Raw genomic sequence first — 16,216 nt, 5'->3', positions numbered from 1 at the left:
ATGTATAAGCTAAAAAGATTACTGGCAAACACCATCAAGTATGCCGCGCTATTGCTAGGTGCGTTCATTGCTCTACTGCCGATTGTTGTGATTTTGTTTGCATCTTTGAAGACGAAGGCTGAATATGCGGCAACCAGTCCTCTGACTCCCCCGGTGAACTGGCTGAACTGGGCAAACTACGCCAAAGCCTTTGTGGATGGAAATATGCTAACCGGATTTCTGAACACAGCCTTTATTTTGCTGATCTCTATCATCGGGGCCACGTTGACCGGTTCTATGATCGCGTATATTTTGAATCGTTTTAAATTTAAAGGTAAAAGTCTTATGCTGGGTGCGTTCTTGCTCGCTACGCTCATTCCGGGGGTGACGACACAGGTATCGACATTCCAGATCATTAACAAGTTGGAGCTGTTTAACACGCCTTGGGCAGCCATTTTACTGTATTTGGGAACCGATATTATCGCGGTGTATATTTTCCTTCAGTTTCTGGATTCCATCGCGGTGGCGCTGGATGAGTCGGCCATGCTGGATGGGGCCTCCTATCTGACCATCTACTGGCGCATTATTTTACCGCTGCTGAAGCCTGCTATTGTGACGGTAATCATCATCAAGGGTGTTAATATTTACAACGATTTTTACACCCCGTTCCTGTATATGCCCAAAACAAGCCTTCAGGTGATATCGACGGCACTGTTTAAGTTTAAAGGGCCATACGGTTCGCAATGGGAAGTCATTAGCGCAGGCATCATCATTGCGATTATTCCGACGCTGGTTGCATTTTTATCATTACAAAAATATATCTATAACGGATTTGCACAGGGTTCAGTGAAATAGAAAAAAATAAAATGAAGTGTCTAGGTGAGAGGAGAGTTAAGTATGAGTAAATTGAATGTGGATTTGGATGTAGGTAACGTACGAATTGTAGGAGACAGCTTGTCGAAAATGCCTTGGCAGGATAAGCCGGAAGGCAGTGAGGCCCCAGTATGGAGGCATACTGAGAATCCGGTCATTGGACGAAATCCGGTGCCTGGCATTGCCCGTATTTTCAACAGTGCCGTAGCTCCGTATGAAGGACGGTTTGTAGGGATATTCCGTGCTGAAACGATTAATGGACGCCCGCATTTGCATCTCGGCTGGAGTGATGACGGGTTGGCTTGGGACATTGAGACAGAGCGTCTGCATATGGTCGATGAGGAAGGAAATGAATATCAGCCTAATTATGCTTACGATCCGCGTCTGGTTCGAGTGGAAGACACGTATTATATCATCTGGTGTACAGATTTCTATGGTGCAGCGCTGGGGATCGCACAAACGAAGGATTTCAAAAGCTTTGTGCGCCTGGAAAATCCGTTCTTGCCGTTTAATCGCAACGGAGTGCTGTTGCCTCGCAAGCTAAATGGAAATTTTATGTTGCTATCCCGTCCGAGCGACAGCGGCCATACTCCGTTTGGTGACATTTTCCTGAGTGAAAGCCCTGACTTGGTATATTGGGGCAAGCACCGTCATGTAATGAGCAAGGGCGGTCAGGGCTGGTGGCAATCGGTGAAGATTGGCGGCGGACCAGCACCGATTGAGACGACAGAGGGCTGGCTGATGTTCTACCATGGGGTGACAGGCACGTGCAATGGATTGGTATACAGCATGGGAGTAGCCGTTCTTGATCTGGATGATCCGTCCAAAGTTAAATATCGTTCCTCCAACTTCGTGCTGACCCCGGAGGAATGGTACGAAGAGCGGGGATTTGTGCCAAATGTGGTGTTCCCGTGTGCTACACTGCATGATGCGGACACCGGAAGAATTGCGATTTATTATGGAGCCGCTGATACGTATGTAGGTATCGCATACACGACAGTATCTGACATTATGAAGTATGTCATCGCGACGGATGAAGTAGTCGCAGATGACCGTGAGTCAGGCCGGATGTAGGAGGAAATTTACATGCCGGAGGATATGTCTTTACAGCAGCTACAGTCCTATATGGGAAGTAATCCAAAGCCGCAGGATTTTGATATGTACTGGGAACGGGCGCTACAGGAGCTGGAACGACAGTCGCTGGAATATACACTGGAGCCTGCTGATTTTGTCTCTCCGCTGGTGGAGTGTTACCATCTGTATTTTAATGGAGTGGGCGGAGCGAGGGTTCATGGGAAGCTGGCTCGTCCCAAGCATCTTACGGAACAAGGACCAGCCTTGGCTATGTTTCATGGGTACTCCTGCGACAGTGGCGACTGGTTCGACAAGGTGAGCTATGCGGCACATGGATTCACTGTGCTGGCCATGGATTGCCGAGGACAAGGCGGGCTGTCTGAGGACAATTTGCAGGTTCAGGGAACGACAGTTCGCGGCCATATTATCCGCGGAATCGACGACCCGGACCCGGAGCGGTTGTATTACCGCAATGTATTTTTGGATACGGTACAGACGGTGCGCATTCTAATGTCTATGGAGCAGGTGGATCCGGAACGGATCGGTGCATTTGGCTGCTCCCAAGGCGGGGCACTAACGGTTGCCTGCGCTGCATTGGAGCCGCGTGTCCGTGTGGCGGTACCGGTATATCCGTTCCTGTCGGATTATAAAAGAGCCTGGGCGCTGGATGCAACGACATCGGCCTATGAGGAACTGGTTTATTATTTTCGCTGGTTTGATCCCAATCATGTACGGGAGAGCGAAGTATTTCACCGCCTAGGCTACATCGACATTCAACATTTAGCAGAACGTATTCGGGGACGGGTGCTGTTCGTGACAGGGCTATCGGATGTGATTTGCCCACCTTCCACACAGTTCGCAGTGTACAATAAAATCGTATCGGACAAGGAATTGCTTGTATATCACGAATATGGGCATGAGTATTTACCCTATCTGTCGGATCGAGCGATGAGTGAATTTTTACGGCTGTAGGGGTTGAACTTAACCGAAGGCTCCTTTATAGTAATAGCTATAACCTTCGTGAAGCGTAATAAATGAATGCCCCATTTGTATAACCTCAATAATATGGTTTGAGGGTCTCTACCAGGAACCGATAAATCCTGATTACAAAAAGTGTACATCTTGTACATTTCTTGTGGTCAGGATTTTTTGCGTGATACGAGGGATTTACATGACAGCAAAGGAGCTAATGTAATGAACTTCAAAGTAGTTATTCTAACCATTGCGACCTTTACGGTAGGTCTGGTGGAGTTGATTATCGGTGGAGTCCTGCCCCAAATTGCACAGGATTTGAACGTCTCTGTAAGCACGGCAGGACAGCTTATCATGATCTATGCGCTCGTATACGCTATTGCCGGGCCGACTTTGCTGGCGTTGACCGCCAAAATCGAGCGAAAACGACTGTACTTGTGGTCGATGTTTATCTTTATTTTGGGAAGTCTGCTGGCTTTCTGGAGTCCGAATTATGCTGTGTTGTTTGTATCCCGTATCGTTACTGCTGCCAGTGGGTCGTTGATCGTGACATTGTCGCTAACCATTGCAGTCAAAGTGGTGTCCAAAGCTTATCAAGCCCGCGTTCTCGGTGTAATCTCCATGGGGGTCAGTTCCTCCATCGTGCTAGGCATTCCAGCCGGGGTGCTGATTGGAAATGCGTTTGGCTGGCGGGTGCTATTCCTGATCATTGCCTTGTTGACCGTAGTTTCTATGATCATTATGCACTTGTTTATGGAGCGGATTCCAACGGAGCATGTTGTGCCTATGCGTGAGCAGTTGAAGTCCTTGAAAAATGTTAAAGTAATCAGTGCCCATCTGGTCACTACGCTGACACTGGCGGGACACTACACGTTGTATGCATATTTCACTCCGTTTTTGGAAAACCTGATGGGCTTAAACGCCTCGTGGGTGAGTGTAGCCTATTTTGTCTTTGGGCTGGCGGCAGTGAGTGGAGGTTTTATTGGCGGCTCTTTGGCAGACCGATTTGGCACAGCGAAAAGCATTCTCATCGTCGTGGGTGTGTTTATTGCCGTGATGTTCCTGCTGCCGTTCTCGATTCACTCGGTGTATGTGTTTGCGCCGCTTCTGATCATCTGGGGGATTCTGAGTTGGGCCTTGTCGCCCCCGATGCAAAGTTATCTTATTGAAAATGCACCCGAATCGGGTAGTATTCAGCAAAGCTTTAATTTCTCCGCACTCCAGGTCGGGATCGCTCTCGGCTCTGCCTTAGGTGGGGTAGTGATTGAGAATAGCGCTTCTGTTGCCACAAACGCTTGGGTAGGCGGGGCATTTGTGATTGTTGCCTTTGTCTGCGGCGTATTTTCGATTACCAGAGCCGGGACATCACAGGCTGTCAGAGGGCAACACTCCGTTTCATAGTGCGATAGGCCATTACCCCTCTTTTATTATACGAGAAAACATGCTATACTACACACAATTATGAAGAAGGAGGTGAGGTAGGTGAATCACGAGATGCTGAACAACCGTATTAGCCAGCTGCCGATTGCTATGGCTGGCATTGTTCATGCTTTTCCATACAACGGGAGAAGTCTGTCCAATTTTAATCATACGGTTGTAAACATCGCGAGAAGACGCCTACCTTAACTCGAACGGATTGCTACATCTTCCGAAGAGTCGCGGGGTTGCTCCTGCGGCTCTTTTTGTGTTACCTGGGTAAGGGTCTTCCTAAATAAAGGAGAGCCTAAACATGTACATTGTAAACGGTCAACAATTGAAAAAATACCACGCTGCCAATCTGATTTTAGATGGTGCGACGTTTGATATCCATAAGGGAGAAAAGGTGGGGCTTATCGGTCGCAACGGAAGCGGAAAAACCACCCTATTACGCCTGATTGCACGTTTGTCTCGCCCGGATGAAGGGCAGCTCGTCATCACCAAGGATACGAAAATCGGCTATTTACCGCAAATCCCGGCAGAGTTTGAGAGCTTCACCGTATACGAAACGCTGGCTTACGCTTATCGTGAGCTGAAGGATTGCCGCAATCAGATGACCACACTGGAACGGGAAATGTCAGATCCGGTTGTGACAGCGAATCCCGAGCTGTTGGAGAAGCTGCTGCAAACGTATGCCTCCCTACAGGAGCGGTTTGAACGTAACGGCGGCTATGAAATGGATGCCAATATAGATCAGGTTGCGGATGGGCTAGGTATTCCCAAAGCTATGTATACGCGCAACTTCGGATCACTGTCAGGCGGAGAAAAAACCAAAATAGCGCTGGCATCACAGCTCATTGGACGACCAGATTTGCTGTTGCTGGATGAGCCGACCAACCATTTGGATTTGAAAGGATTGGAATGGCTGGAGCAATTTTTGCAGGGCTACGCAGGTGCGTGTGTGGTTGTATCCCATGATCGCTATTTTCTGGATCGAGTTGCCGGCAAGATGATCGAACTGGAGGATGGCGAGGCCTTTACGTACTATACGAATTACAGCGGATACGTTAAAGAGAAGGAAGAACGTCTGCTTCTGCAATTTGAGGATTATAAGGAACAGCAAAAGCGGATCAAAAAAATGAAGGAAGCCATCCGCCGTTTGGAAGAGTGGGGACGCAATGGCGACAATGAAAAGTTTTTCAAAAAGGCGGCTTCAATTCGTAAGGCGCTGGAGCGTATGGAACTGGTGAAGCGACCTGTACTGGAACCACAGGGGGCGGAGTTTCACCTAAAGTTGGAGGATCGTTCCGGTCGCAGGGTGCTTCAATTCGAGGGAATCACCAAAGCCTATGAAGAACGTCAGATCTTAAACGGGGCAACGGGCAGCCTGGAATTTGGTGAAAAGGTAGCCTTGCTGGGCGATAACGGCGCAGGCAAAACGACGCTGCTCAAGCTGTTGCTTGGTCAGGAAAGCGCAGATGCAGGCACGGTCCAATGGGGTGCGCGCGTCGAGTACGGATATTTGGCGCAACAAGAAAGAGAACGGGATAGCCGGGCGACGGTGCTTGCTTATTTTAAGGAGGAAGCAGGACTGGAAGAAGGCGAGGCACGCGGACAGCTAGCGAAGTATTTATTTTATGGTGCGGATGTGTTTAAACCCGTGAGTATGCTGTCCGGTGGGGAGTGGTCCCGCTTAAGGCTGGCGCTGCTGGTCATGAAAAAGCCGAATTTGCTGGTGCTGGATGAGCCGACCAACCATCTCGACATTGACTCCCGTGAGGCCTTGGAGGAAGCGCTGGGCACCTATACGGGAACGGTGCTGGCCATTTCTCATGACCGCTACTTTGTGAATAAGCTGGCTGGACGCGTGTGGGAGTTGGATAACGGGAAGCTGTCCTTTTATCTGGGCGGCTTTGATGAATATCGCGCGAAGAAGCGTGAGCTGGAAAACGCTCGCTTGCAGCGCGAAGGGGATGCCGGGGTACGCTCGGCATCTGCGAGCAGAGCCGCATCTGGTGGCGGCTCGGGCTCGGATTTGGCTGCGTCTGCCAGTGCAGCCAGTAGTGGCGCGGGGATGGCTGCGCGGACAGGAGCGACCACCGGAGCCGATGCGAGCTGTGCTCGCTCTGGGTCGGGAGGTCGCTTGGGGGCGCCCGATGCCCGGAGTGGGGCACGCGGAACGAAGGCCGCGAAGCCATCTCGCTCGCCCGCTGCGTCCAGCGAGCGGTTGGAGCGGGCGATTGCCGCCAAGGAAGCTGAATTGGCGGCGACGGATGCCGAGCTGGAGCTGCTCGGCACAAGCAGCGACACAGCGCGCATGGCGGAGCTGTGGGACGTGCGTGAGCGACTGCAAGCGGAGCTGGACACATTGCTTGGTGAGTGGATTGAACTAGAGTAAGTGATAGGCTGGTTGCTGAAGATAGGCAACGTATATTTTATAAAGGATAGCCCTGAGGTAGCACGCCTACTGAGGGGCTATGCTTTTTTTGTAGTGCAAAGATATTATAGTAAAGATTAATAACCATCTATTATAGAAAATGACATTAATAAATTATTGTTATTTTATTTTACATATAAAGTGAACTGTTTACATTTCGCAACATGTGATATTTTTTAAACTGTATTGTTAATATGGATCATTGTTAACTGAAGTTTATGTCGTCAATAGAAATCTTATATATCCAATGCCCGCTTGTAACTATTTTACGATTCGTTATGGATGGGGGAAATAGTATGTCGGACTCCTTGCTGGAGGTCAGCCAGGTGACGAAAAAAATGGGAAAAAGGTATTTGTTAGATCGTGTTTCCTTTAAGCTTCAAAAAGGAAAGATATATGGATTTATTGGGCCTAATGGGGCCGGTAAAACCACAATGATGCGAATCATGACCGGATTAATGCAGCCAACCAGCGGTTCTGTAAAGATAGCTTCATATGATGTGCACACTGATCGGGAAAAGGCGTTATGCAAGGTAGGGGCCATTGTTGAATCTCCAGTCTTTTTTGATTATATGACAGGTAGGCAGGTTTTGCGCAATTTGTCAAGGCTGCATTCTGAAATTGCGCCCTCAGATCGGGAGAGACATATCGAGGAATTGCTTACAAAAGTGAGGTTAGAAACGCGGGGGGATGACAAGGTGAAGACCTACTCGCTGGGAATGAAGCAAAGACTAGGTATTGCGCAGTCCATGCTGGGCGCTCCTGAGCTTCTGCTGCTGGATGAACCATCCAACGGTCTTGATCCCATGGGGATGAGGGAACTGAGAGATATTGTGCTTCAGCTGCGTGCTTCAGCGAATTATGCCTTTTTTATCTCCAGTCATCTACTGGATGAATTGCAACAGATGTGCGATGAACTCATTGTAATTAAAGAGGGTAGGCTAGTTTGGCAGGGACCAGCTGATCAGCTGATAAAGGAAGGCCAACGTCTGGAGGATGCCTTTATGGGGTTAATGGGACTATGAAGTTATTAATATACAGTGAGTTCGAGCGGCTATGGAGACGAAAGTGGTTCTGGCTCATGGTATTATGTACACCAATGCTAGCCTGTTCGACAGGAGTATATTTCTTGCGTACCATGAAGATTCCTGTAGAGGTATTATCCTTAAACTTTGTCGTTACGGGTCTGCGTGAGAATTTGTTTTTAGCATGCAATATAGCTGTGTCTGCTTTAGCGGCTGCTGTATACACAGAGGAATTTCGAAGCGGGCAACTGCGTTTGTTATTTATGCGACGATTTACCCGTGGTCAGATTTTCTGGGGTAAGCTGCTGGTTTTGAATACTTCTATCTTGCTTCTTCTCATGGCATTTGCAGTATCCTCGCAGGTGATCGTTGAAGTATGGACTCTTTCATATAATATAAGTGATGCGGGACTATCTGGATCTCAGGGACTACAGATGCTTGAATACTATGGTTGGGCACTTGCTTCATTATTGGCAATAAGTTCCTTTTACTGCTTTGTCGCTATGTACAGCAAGAGTGTAACGTATGCAATCGGTGTGTGTATGATATACAATCTGGGCTCACTGTTGTTTGATTCATTGTATTTAAAATTAGCAACTTTGGTTTCTCATATTCCCTACTTATACAATGTGATTGCATTTATGATTGTTCCATATATGCAGCATACAGGACTAGATAGGTCCTTAATGGGGAATTTGTCTGTGAATGGAGCGATTATCACCGTGGTTAGTCTATATCTTATCTTTTTTACTTGGGGGGCTTACCGCCGTTTTGTGACCGATGACTATTTGTATTAGGGGGATTTCCTCGTGCTAGGAATATGGCGAAGTGAAATGGAACGAATTTGGAATCGCAAATCCAGTCTTTTATTATATATAGCCTATATATTAATCGTGATTGCAATTATATGGAGCCATAAAGTAACGGGTACGAAGGTCTTACGTTTTGGTGAAGGAACTGTGGTCGTAAATAATGTCAATTTACCGTGGCTGATGATGAGTGAGGTTGCTTTATTTCTCATTACAGCAATCCTGCCCATTCTGTATGTGGACCAATTAAGCGGGGATCTCTATTCTGGAGCCTATAGGCTATATGTGTTACGACCGTATCGACGTTTTCAGTTTTGGCTTGCCAAGTTGCTAGCACTATCAGCCATAACGGTAATTTTTATGGGGACAAGCTTGCTTATAGGTGTAATCGCTGGATGGTTGTTTTTTCCGCACAGCTCTACTTTTTTTAAATATGGGTCATCTGTTGCCTCTCTCCGGTCGGACGCTATACCCTACATACTTGGGTTTTATTTGGTATTAACGCTGGTTTGTCTGGTAAAACTCATGTTGAGTAGCGTTGTGTGTTTGTTTGTGTCACGGCCGTTATTTGCCTATATAGTGATTCTTATCTTATCCGTATTTCACTTCCAGTTGTTTAGGCCACTCATTATGTTAATGGATCCATTTCGAGAAATATTGCTTGCTCTAAGAATTGACAACTCATTTGAATTTTGGATGTGTGCAGGAGGAATGATTATAGCCTGCATGGTTATTAGTTTTACACGATGGCAAAAAAAGATTGTTTAGAAATAAAACTTTGTAACCCGAACATTATAAAAGCGAAAAGGATCCACGCGACCATTTGAAAGGTTAGCTGGATCTTTTTTTAATACGGACGATGTTGAACTTCACGGCGGCAATCTCATCCAGTGTGTCGTTTCTTTCTCGCCAGGGACGGGTATTAATTGTCTAGTCCCGCATAGATTGACATAGGGGAAAAGGAGGTATGAGCATGTGGAATGCGGTCAAAAGGCTATCTATACTAACGGTAATTCTGCTGCTAGCAATTACTGTAAGCGCATGCAATAAAAGTGACGATTCAGGCAAGGTGCAAATTGAGTTTTTTCAAAATAAGCCGGAGGCCAAGGGTTCATTCGACAAGCTGATTGCACAATTCAATCGGGAGCATCCCGGTATTGAAGTGACGCAGGTCAATCCGCCAGAGGCGGAGACGGTGTTATTGACCCGGGTGGTCAAAAACGATGTACCTGACATTGTGGGGCTTGGAGCCACCGATACTTACTCTATTTTGGCGCAAAGCGGTATTTTTACGGATCTGGCGAATACAGAATTGCCACGCACGGTGGACCCGATTTACCTCAAAATGCTTAAGGATGTCACCGGGGTTGATCCCGTGTATGGAATTCCTTATGCTGCGAATGCGAATGGTGTGATGTACAACAAAAAGCTGTTTAGGGAAATGGGATTACAGGTGCCCAAAACGTGGGATGAACTGATTGCAACAGCGCAAAAAATCAAGGCTGCTGGCAAAATCCCTTTCTATTTTACATATAAAGATGATTGGCAAACGAACCTCCCTTTTAATGCACTGGGTCCGAACCTGGTGGGTATTGATTTTTTCCTGCAACGGCGTGAGAATCAGGTTACCTTTCAGGACAAGTACCGCGAGGTTGCGGAAAAGCAGCTGGAGCTGCTGAAATACGGACATAGTGATAACTTTGGCAAAAACTATGCTGACGGGAACCGTGCTTTCGCTAACGGGCAGGGACTGATGTACATTCAGGGCTCGTGGGCTATATCTGAAATCCGCAAAGCTAACCCGAAAGTGGAACTCGGATTTTTCCCGTTCCCCACAGGGAATGACGCCAAGTCGGTCAAGCTGGTGTCTGGGATAGATACGCTATTGGCTGTCTCGGAAAGCACTCCGCATAAAAAGGAAGCTGAAGAGTTCATTGCCTTCCTGTTGAAGCCGGAGAACAGCAAGCAATACATTACGGAACAAACGTTGTTTTCAGCGGTGAAGGGAGTCACGCAGGATGACCCGAGTGTGGCAGAGCTGCTGCCGTATTTTAAATCAGGCCGTGTCATTGATTTTGCCGATCATTATATTCCCAAAGCGGTCCAATTGAATTCAATTGTACAGGCGTTCCTGCAAAACGGAGACATCGATGCCTATCTAGCCAAGCTCGACCGGGAGTGGAATAAGGTAGCTAACCGCCGATAGGGGAGGAGGACGAGACATGAATAAGCGACTAACGACTTTTTACTGGATGACGGTGCCGGCGGTGCTATTATTTTTTATATTTTTGACCTTACCTGCCTTGCAGGGATTTTACTATTCGCTCACCAATTGGAATGGATTCGGGCATCAGTATCACTTTGTCGGGTTTAAGAACTATATTAATTTGTTTCAGGATGACAATGTGGGCAATGCTTACTGGTTTACTTTCAAATTTGCGATTGTGGTTACCATTGCGATTAATATTCTCAGCTTGCTAATTGCTATGGGGCTGAACGCTAAAATACGTTTTCGCAATTTTTTTCGCGGGATTTATTTCTTGCCTAATATTTTGAGCGTGTTGATCGTAGGTTACATATTCAATTACCTATTCTCGAACGTATTTACGATCTGGGGGCAGAACTTGGGCATCAGTTCATTATCAACGAACATCCTGGGCAGCGAGCAGTTGGCTTGGGTGGGGGTGGTCATCGTAGCTGTATGGCAGGGCATTGCCTTTAATACGATTCTCTATCTGGCAGGGCTGCAAACGATTCCGACCAGTCTGTATGAGGCATCCAATCTGGACGGTGCAGGTAAATGGCGTGAATTCTGGAGCATTACCTTCCCATTGATTGCTCCATTTTTTACGATCAATATGGTATTGGCGATGAAAAATTCCCTGATGGTATTCGATCAGATTGTGGCCTTGACGAACGGCGGACCGGGACGGGCCACGCAGTCGATTTCCCATCTGATATACACCGGAGGCTTTAGAGGCGGAGAATTTGCCTATCAGTCAGCTAACTCTGTGATTTACTTTATTGTGATCGCGATTATTTCCATCTTACAGCTGCGATTCCTCCAAAGAAGGGAGATGGATAACTGATGAAAACAAGCAGACGTACCAACTGGCCTGTGCTGATTCTGGTAGCTTTGGGAACCATATTTATCCTGTTCCCCCTCTATATGACGGTGACAATTGCACTCAAAAATCCTGAGCAGATGGCGCATTGCGCCTTTGCCTTTCCGACGGAGCTGCATTGGGAAAATTTTAGTCGTGCAGTGGAAATGACCCATTTTTTCAGTGCTTTTCGGAACAGTGTGATGGTGACGACATCGACGGTCATACTTACTTTGCTCACCAATTCGATGGTTGCTTATGCTATTGCCCGTAATATGCAGCGGCGTTTCTTCAAAGGATTATATTTTTATTTTGTGAGCGCCATGTTTATTCCGTTCCCGATCATCATGCTGCCGATTGTGAAGCTGGCTTCAGGGCTTCATATGACCAATCTGTTGGGGCTCATTGTGCTGCATACGGTATATGGCTTGGCGTTTAATGTCTTCGTGTATGTCGGTTATATTCGCTCGATTCCGGTGGCATTGGAAGAGGCGGCTACGGTAGATGGTGCGACGACATGGGGAACATTTTGGCGTATTATATTCCCGCTGATGGCGCCGATTAGTGCTACGGTGGGGATTCTCACTTGTCTGTCCACATATAATGACTTCTTGCTGCCGCTCATTATTATCAGCGATGCGGAGCAATATACACTGCCGCTCGTCCAGTATGTGTTCCAGGGGCAGTTCAACACAGACTTTAATCTGGCCTTTGCCTCGTACTTGATGGCTTTGCTGCCGATGATTATTGTCTATCTGATTGCACAAAAATGGATTATTAATGGTGTTACGCAAGGTTCTGTAAAATAAGATGAGAATACAACAGCTTCAAGCAGCAGGCTGTGCCTTACTAGGCGAATAAAAAGGGGGTTCCTATACTGTGAATCACACAGGTATAGAGAACCCTCTTTTTATAGCATGGTTATTTAGATGCTTGGCTGTTGCTAGTCAGTGGCTGCAAGCGTACGGTCGTCTCGGCTTCCGGTTCGTCTGTTGTGTAGTAGAACATATAAATAGAAGCTTCCTTTTCCTTGAAATTCTTGTAGACATCCACTGCTTTATTATTGCCATCTCCGGCGAAGTTGGCTGTGATCGGCTTGCCAATCATTCGTTCTTTCCCCAGACCCATATGCGTCTGGTTGATCCCTCCAAAGTGAATATCCTCACTTTCGGTTTCTACGAACAAGTCCGACCCTTGTTTGTAGTAGGTCCACTTCACAGGATAGCCGTCGATTTGCGTCGTTAGCGTCTGCTTTTGCTCAGAAATATCAGTTAAACGCTGCGGCGTTTTGTCATCCGAATGGGTCGTAACCTTGTATTTTCCTGTGAAATCAATGGGAGTATTCTGGGTGATCACAAGATTGGTCGGTCGTTCAAAACGGATCGTGTTCAGATCGTGGTCCTCATCAGGTGAAGACCAACGATTACCCTCTAACGTTGTGCCGTTCACAGAAAGAAAATATTTTTGATAAGGCAACATGGCGAATTTCTTTTCACTTCTGATCGTGACACGGATTTGTGTCGGTGTGACAATCATTTGTTCCAGCATGAAATTCGGGTTACCGCTCTCCAAGGGGGTATTCAGCACGCTTTTTATCGTCCCGCTCTCCATTTTCTTCTTGCTTAGTTGCAGGTCAAAGTTTAGGGGTTCATGTATACTTTTCTCCGTTTGTGCATATTGCAGTTTAAAAGCGGTCTGCCCTTTTGGTATATCGCCTTTAGTAAAATACTGCTGAGCTGTGTATTCTCCGTTCTCACCGGGTGTACCAAATGTCCCTCCAGATTGGGGCTTTACAGGCTTCCCACCTCTGTAGGCAATAATTTGCGGATTGTCCCATTCTTTTGGTATGGAGGAATCGAAGGTAATCGCTGATGACAGCATCAGCTTATCCTTACCTTGTTCGAATACCTGTATCATCATATCTTGTAAACCGTTACGATTCAGCTTGAAAGTCTGTTTCTGAGGTGATGTGATATCGAGTGGCAAATCCAATTCCTGAACGCTGGTAAGCTCAATATGATCTACGGTCAGCCGCACATTTTCTGTTTCTTGCTGTGGTGTCCAATCACTTTCAAAGTAGCCGTTATAGCGTTGGTTTTTCTCATCCCATTGTTGGAAGCTATATTCCCCTGCGCTGCTTTTCCCAGCAGCATTTTTAAGCGATACCCCTTTGACATTCCAAAACTCGTTGTCTGTGCGTTTTCCGACTTCCAGGCTGTACAGAATCACAGTCCGGTTCTCATCGACAATAGCGGTATGCAGCGTCAGTTTTATCCCGTCTTTGGTGACAGACTGTTCCAACGGTTGCCCAAGGTCTTGAGCTAATGCCGTCTCAATTCCACTTCTTCCGTGCAGCAGATTGCCCCAGTTATAATGGATGGCGGCATAGACGGGAACGGCAACGAGAAGTGCGCTCAGAGAGGCAGCGATGGCTATTTTTCGCCAACTTCTATGTCGGTACGGAGTGAATGAGTCGGGAGCATCGGTTAGCGTAGGGGCAGTACATCCTGCCTGTTCCATCCGGTTCCACATCTTATCGAAGTCGGGATAGGCTATTTCCGAATCATTATTTAACTTACGCTTCAATGCCTTTTCTACGTTGTTCATAGTTCTCTCCTTCCAGATCGGGAATCTGTGCGTCAGCTTCCCGCAGTATTTGCTCCATTAACTTTAGCCCTTTGTGTGTCCTGGATTTGACGGTTCCCAGCGGAATTTCCAGCTGTTTGGATATTTCCGCCAACGTGAAATCATGCATATAGCGAAGTGTCAGCACAGCGCGGATTTTGGCTGGAAGGCGATTCATATAAACGGCCCATTCTTCCGCAGACTCGCGTTCCTCCACCTGCCTGTCCACAGGCTTGTTTTCTGTTCCAGTAAAAAGATGGAGATTGGCCGATACTTTCAAATGCAGGCTTTTTCGGCGATTAAGATAGTTCAGACAATGATTGACCGTAACTTTCATAATCCAGGCTTTTAGTTGCTCGATGTGCTCACGATTGCTGCGAAACAAGGTAATAAACACTTCCTGTGTTAAATCCTCTGCATCCGAGGCGTTATGGACCATGTAGTAGCAGGTTCGGTATACATCTCGTTGATACAGATCAAACAACTCTCGATTGCTCTCCAATATGTGCTCTCCTTTCTCGTGCAGTTTATCTATATAACAATTGAAGTTCACAAAAGGTTCATTTGGTTATGAAAAATAAATCGTCTGCTTCGAATGTGTCTATTTTTTCTCCAATGTACCACACAAAAAAAGAAGCCTGTAAATCTCAAAACTGCAGATTTACAGGCTTCTTACATGTTTCATTGCTAGATCCTACGGGATGAACACTCCTTCACGCAAAAACACGTCAACGGATAGCTTGCGGACAACCTTCCGGTTAATCAGCCAGCCGTACAATCGTTCTACCCTGTGAGCGGGCTGCCAGGATGTCTTCGAGCGCGCTTGGCAGGTCAGCCAAGCCAATTTCGCGCTCAACGAGCTGCTCTAGCTGCTCCGGCTTCCAGTCACTGCCGATGTGCTTCCAGATCGCTACGCGGGTGTCATAGGGGCAGAAGACAGAGTCTATGCCCAGTAGATTTACGCCGCGCAAAATAAACGGCAGCACCGTCGTAGGCAGCTTGGTACCTGCCGTCAGGCCGCTCACGGCAACAGAGCCGTTGTAGGCGATCTGGCTGAGCAGCGAAGCGAGCGGCTTTCCGCCTACAGGGTCTACAGCCGCTTGCCAAAGCTGCTTGCCTAGCGGTCGGATGCTCTCGGCACCGTCGTAAACCTCTTCACGCGAAATAACATCGGCTGCTCCGAGCGCCTTGAGGTATTCATGCGATTCAGCTTTGCCACTGCTGGCCACGACATGGTAGCCCCTCTTGTGCAGCAAGGCAATGGCTGCACCGCCTACACCGCCTGTCGCTCCGGTGACGAGTACCTTACCCTTTTCCGGCGCAACGCCGTTTTGCTCTAGCCGATATAACGACAGAGCTGCGGTAAATCCGGCTGTTCCGAAAATCATTGCCTCTCTCAGCGTGAGTCCGTCCGGAAGCGGAACTACCCAGTCCGCAGGCACACGCGCATATTGGCTGAATCCTCCGAATTGAGACACACCCAGTCCGTAGCCGGTAACGAGCACCGCTTGTCCCTCGCTAAAGCGGTTATCCTCCGAAGAGACGATGGTTCCCGAGCAATCTATGCCAGGTACGAACGGATAGGCTTTGACAATATTGCCATCCTTGCGGGCGGCAAGCCCGTCTTTATAATTGATGCTGGAATAAGCGACACGAATCAATACTTCTCCAGCAGGTAAACTGTCAGTTTCCAAAGAACGTACCTCTGCTTGAACTTCACCGTCCTGCGTCTGATCGACGACAAGGGCTTGAAATAATTGAGTCATCTGTAAAAGCCTCCTTTATTACCGTTTAAGCCTATGAATGGCCTATATTATTCCTTCTCTAAATTTACAAATTATGCTCAGGAAGCATACAACAATCTGCACATCCTGTCAGCGGTAATTTTCACAAGCTCTTGAT

Annotated in this window: 15 protein-coding genes and 1 riboswitch; of the genes, 12 read left to right on the top strand and 3 right to left on the bottom strand. The window is 47.4% G+C overall.

The genetic code is table 11. The features are described from left to right. From ACN6NF_RS24045 to ACN6NF_RS23990, 12 genes are all read left to right on the top strand, one after another. Positions 1 to 834, top strand: a complete 834-nt coding sequence (locus ACN6NF_RS24045) for a carbohydrate ABC transporter permease (protein ID WP_474319994.1) — start codon at positions 1 to 3, stop codon at positions 832 to 834. Between the two features lie 42 nt (positions 835 to 876). Then, positions 877 to 1,926: a glycoside hydrolase family 130 protein gene (locus ACN6NF_RS24040; RefSeq protein ID WP_016822703.1), complete on the top strand. Its 1,050-nt coding sequence runs from the start codon at positions 877 to 879 to the stop codon at positions 1,924 to 1,926. A 12-nt stretch (positions 1,927 to 1,938) separates the two neighbouring features. Next, positions 1,939 to 2,898: an acetylxylan esterase gene (locus tag ACN6NF_RS24035; protein ID WP_474319992.1), complete on the top strand. Its 960-nt coding sequence runs from the start codon at positions 1,939 to 1,941 to the stop codon at positions 2,896 to 2,898. A gap of 55 nt (positions 2,899 to 2,953) precedes the next feature. Then, a riboswitch (purine riboswitch) is annotated at positions 2,954 to 3,053 on the top strand. 67 nt (positions 3,054 to 3,120) lie between these two features. Further along, the gene (locus ACN6NF_RS24030; protein ID WP_474319991.1) at positions 3,121 to 4,299 is read left to right on the top strand and encodes an MFS transporter; all 1,179 of its coding nucleotides are present in this window, start codon (positions 3,121 to 3,123) and stop codon (positions 4,297 to 4,299) included. Between the two features lie 81 nt (positions 4,300 to 4,380). Continuing rightward, entirely contained in the window at positions 4,381 to 4,524 is a 144-nt protein-coding gene (locus ACN6NF_RS24025; protein WP_016822706.1) for an RAxF-45 family protein, read from the top strand. 103 nt (positions 4,525 to 4,627) lie between these two features. Continuing rightward, entirely contained in the window at positions 4,628 to 6,712 is a 2,085-nt protein-coding gene (gene abc-f / locus ACN6NF_RS24020) for a ribosomal protection-like ABC-F family protein (protein ID WP_474319990.1), read from the top strand. A gap of 335 nt (positions 6,713 to 7,047) precedes the next feature. After that, positions 7,048 to 7,776: an ABC transporter ATP-binding protein gene (locus tag ACN6NF_RS24015; protein WP_474319989.1), complete on the top strand. Its 729-nt coding sequence runs from the start codon at positions 7,048 to 7,050 to the stop codon at positions 7,774 to 7,776. Further along, on the top strand, positions 7,773 to 8,573 hold the full coding sequence (locus tag ACN6NF_RS24010; protein ID WP_474319988.1) for an ABC transporter permease: 801 nt from the start codon (positions 7,773 to 7,775) through the stop codon (positions 8,571 to 8,573). The genes ACN6NF_RS24015 and ACN6NF_RS24010 overlap by 4 nt, the downstream gene beginning before the upstream one ends. 12 nt (positions 8,574 to 8,585) lie before the next feature. Continuing rightward, positions 8,586 to 9,353: an ABC transporter permease gene (locus ACN6NF_RS24005; RefSeq protein ID WP_474319986.1), complete on the top strand. Its 768-nt coding sequence runs from the start codon at positions 8,586 to 8,588 to the stop codon at positions 9,351 to 9,353. Between the two features lie 205 nt (positions 9,354 to 9,558). After that, on the top strand, positions 9,559 to 10,791 hold the full coding sequence (locus ACN6NF_RS24000; protein ID WP_474320294.1) for an ABC transporter substrate-binding protein: 1,233 nt from the start codon (positions 9,559 to 9,561) through the stop codon (positions 10,789 to 10,791). 16 nt (positions 10,792 to 10,807) lie between these two features. Further along, a complete protein-coding gene (locus tag ACN6NF_RS23995) occupies positions 10,808 to 11,674 on the top strand; it encodes a carbohydrate ABC transporter permease (RefSeq protein WP_102997464.1) in 867 nt (288 codons plus the stop codon). Next, positions 11,674 to 12,498, top strand: a complete 825-nt coding sequence (locus ACN6NF_RS23990; RefSeq protein WP_474319984.1) for a carbohydrate ABC transporter permease — start codon at positions 11,674 to 11,676, stop codon at positions 12,496 to 12,498. The genes ACN6NF_RS23995 and ACN6NF_RS23990 overlap by 1 nt, the downstream gene beginning before the upstream one ends. Positions 12,499 to 12,610: 112 nt before the next feature. On the opposite strand, the gene ACN6NF_RS23985 is transcribed toward ACN6NF_RS23990, so the two are convergent. The 3 genes from ACN6NF_RS23985 to ACN6NF_RS23975 form a co-directional block, all read right to left on the bottom strand. After that, on the bottom strand, positions 12,611 to 14,296 hold the full coding sequence (locus tag ACN6NF_RS23985) for a DUF4179 domain-containing protein (protein ID WP_474319983.1): 1,686 nt from the start codon (positions 14,294 to 14,296) through the stop codon (positions 12,611 to 12,613). Beyond that, entirely contained in the window at positions 14,265 to 14,816 is a 552-nt protein-coding gene (locus ACN6NF_RS23980; RefSeq protein ID WP_474319982.1) for an RNA polymerase sigma factor, read from the bottom strand. Before ACN6NF_RS23980 ends, ACN6NF_RS23985 begins: the two co-directional genes overlap by 32 nt. Before the next feature lie 256 nt (positions 14,817 to 15,072). Next, positions 15,073 to 16,080 carry an acrylyl-CoA reductase family protein gene (locus tag ACN6NF_RS23975; protein WP_474319981.1) on the bottom strand — a complete coding sequence of 336 codons (1,008 nt, stop codon included), beginning with the start codon at positions 16,078 to 16,080 and terminating at the stop codon, positions 15,073 to 15,075. Between the last annotated feature and the right edge of the window lie 136 nt (positions 16,081 to 16,216).

The sequence above is a fragment of the Paenibacillus sp. TSM33 genome (assembly GCF_056099025.1).
The sequence above is the reverse complement of the archived record's forward strand: the minus strand, read 5'-3'. Positions and strand labels throughout refer to the sequence as shown.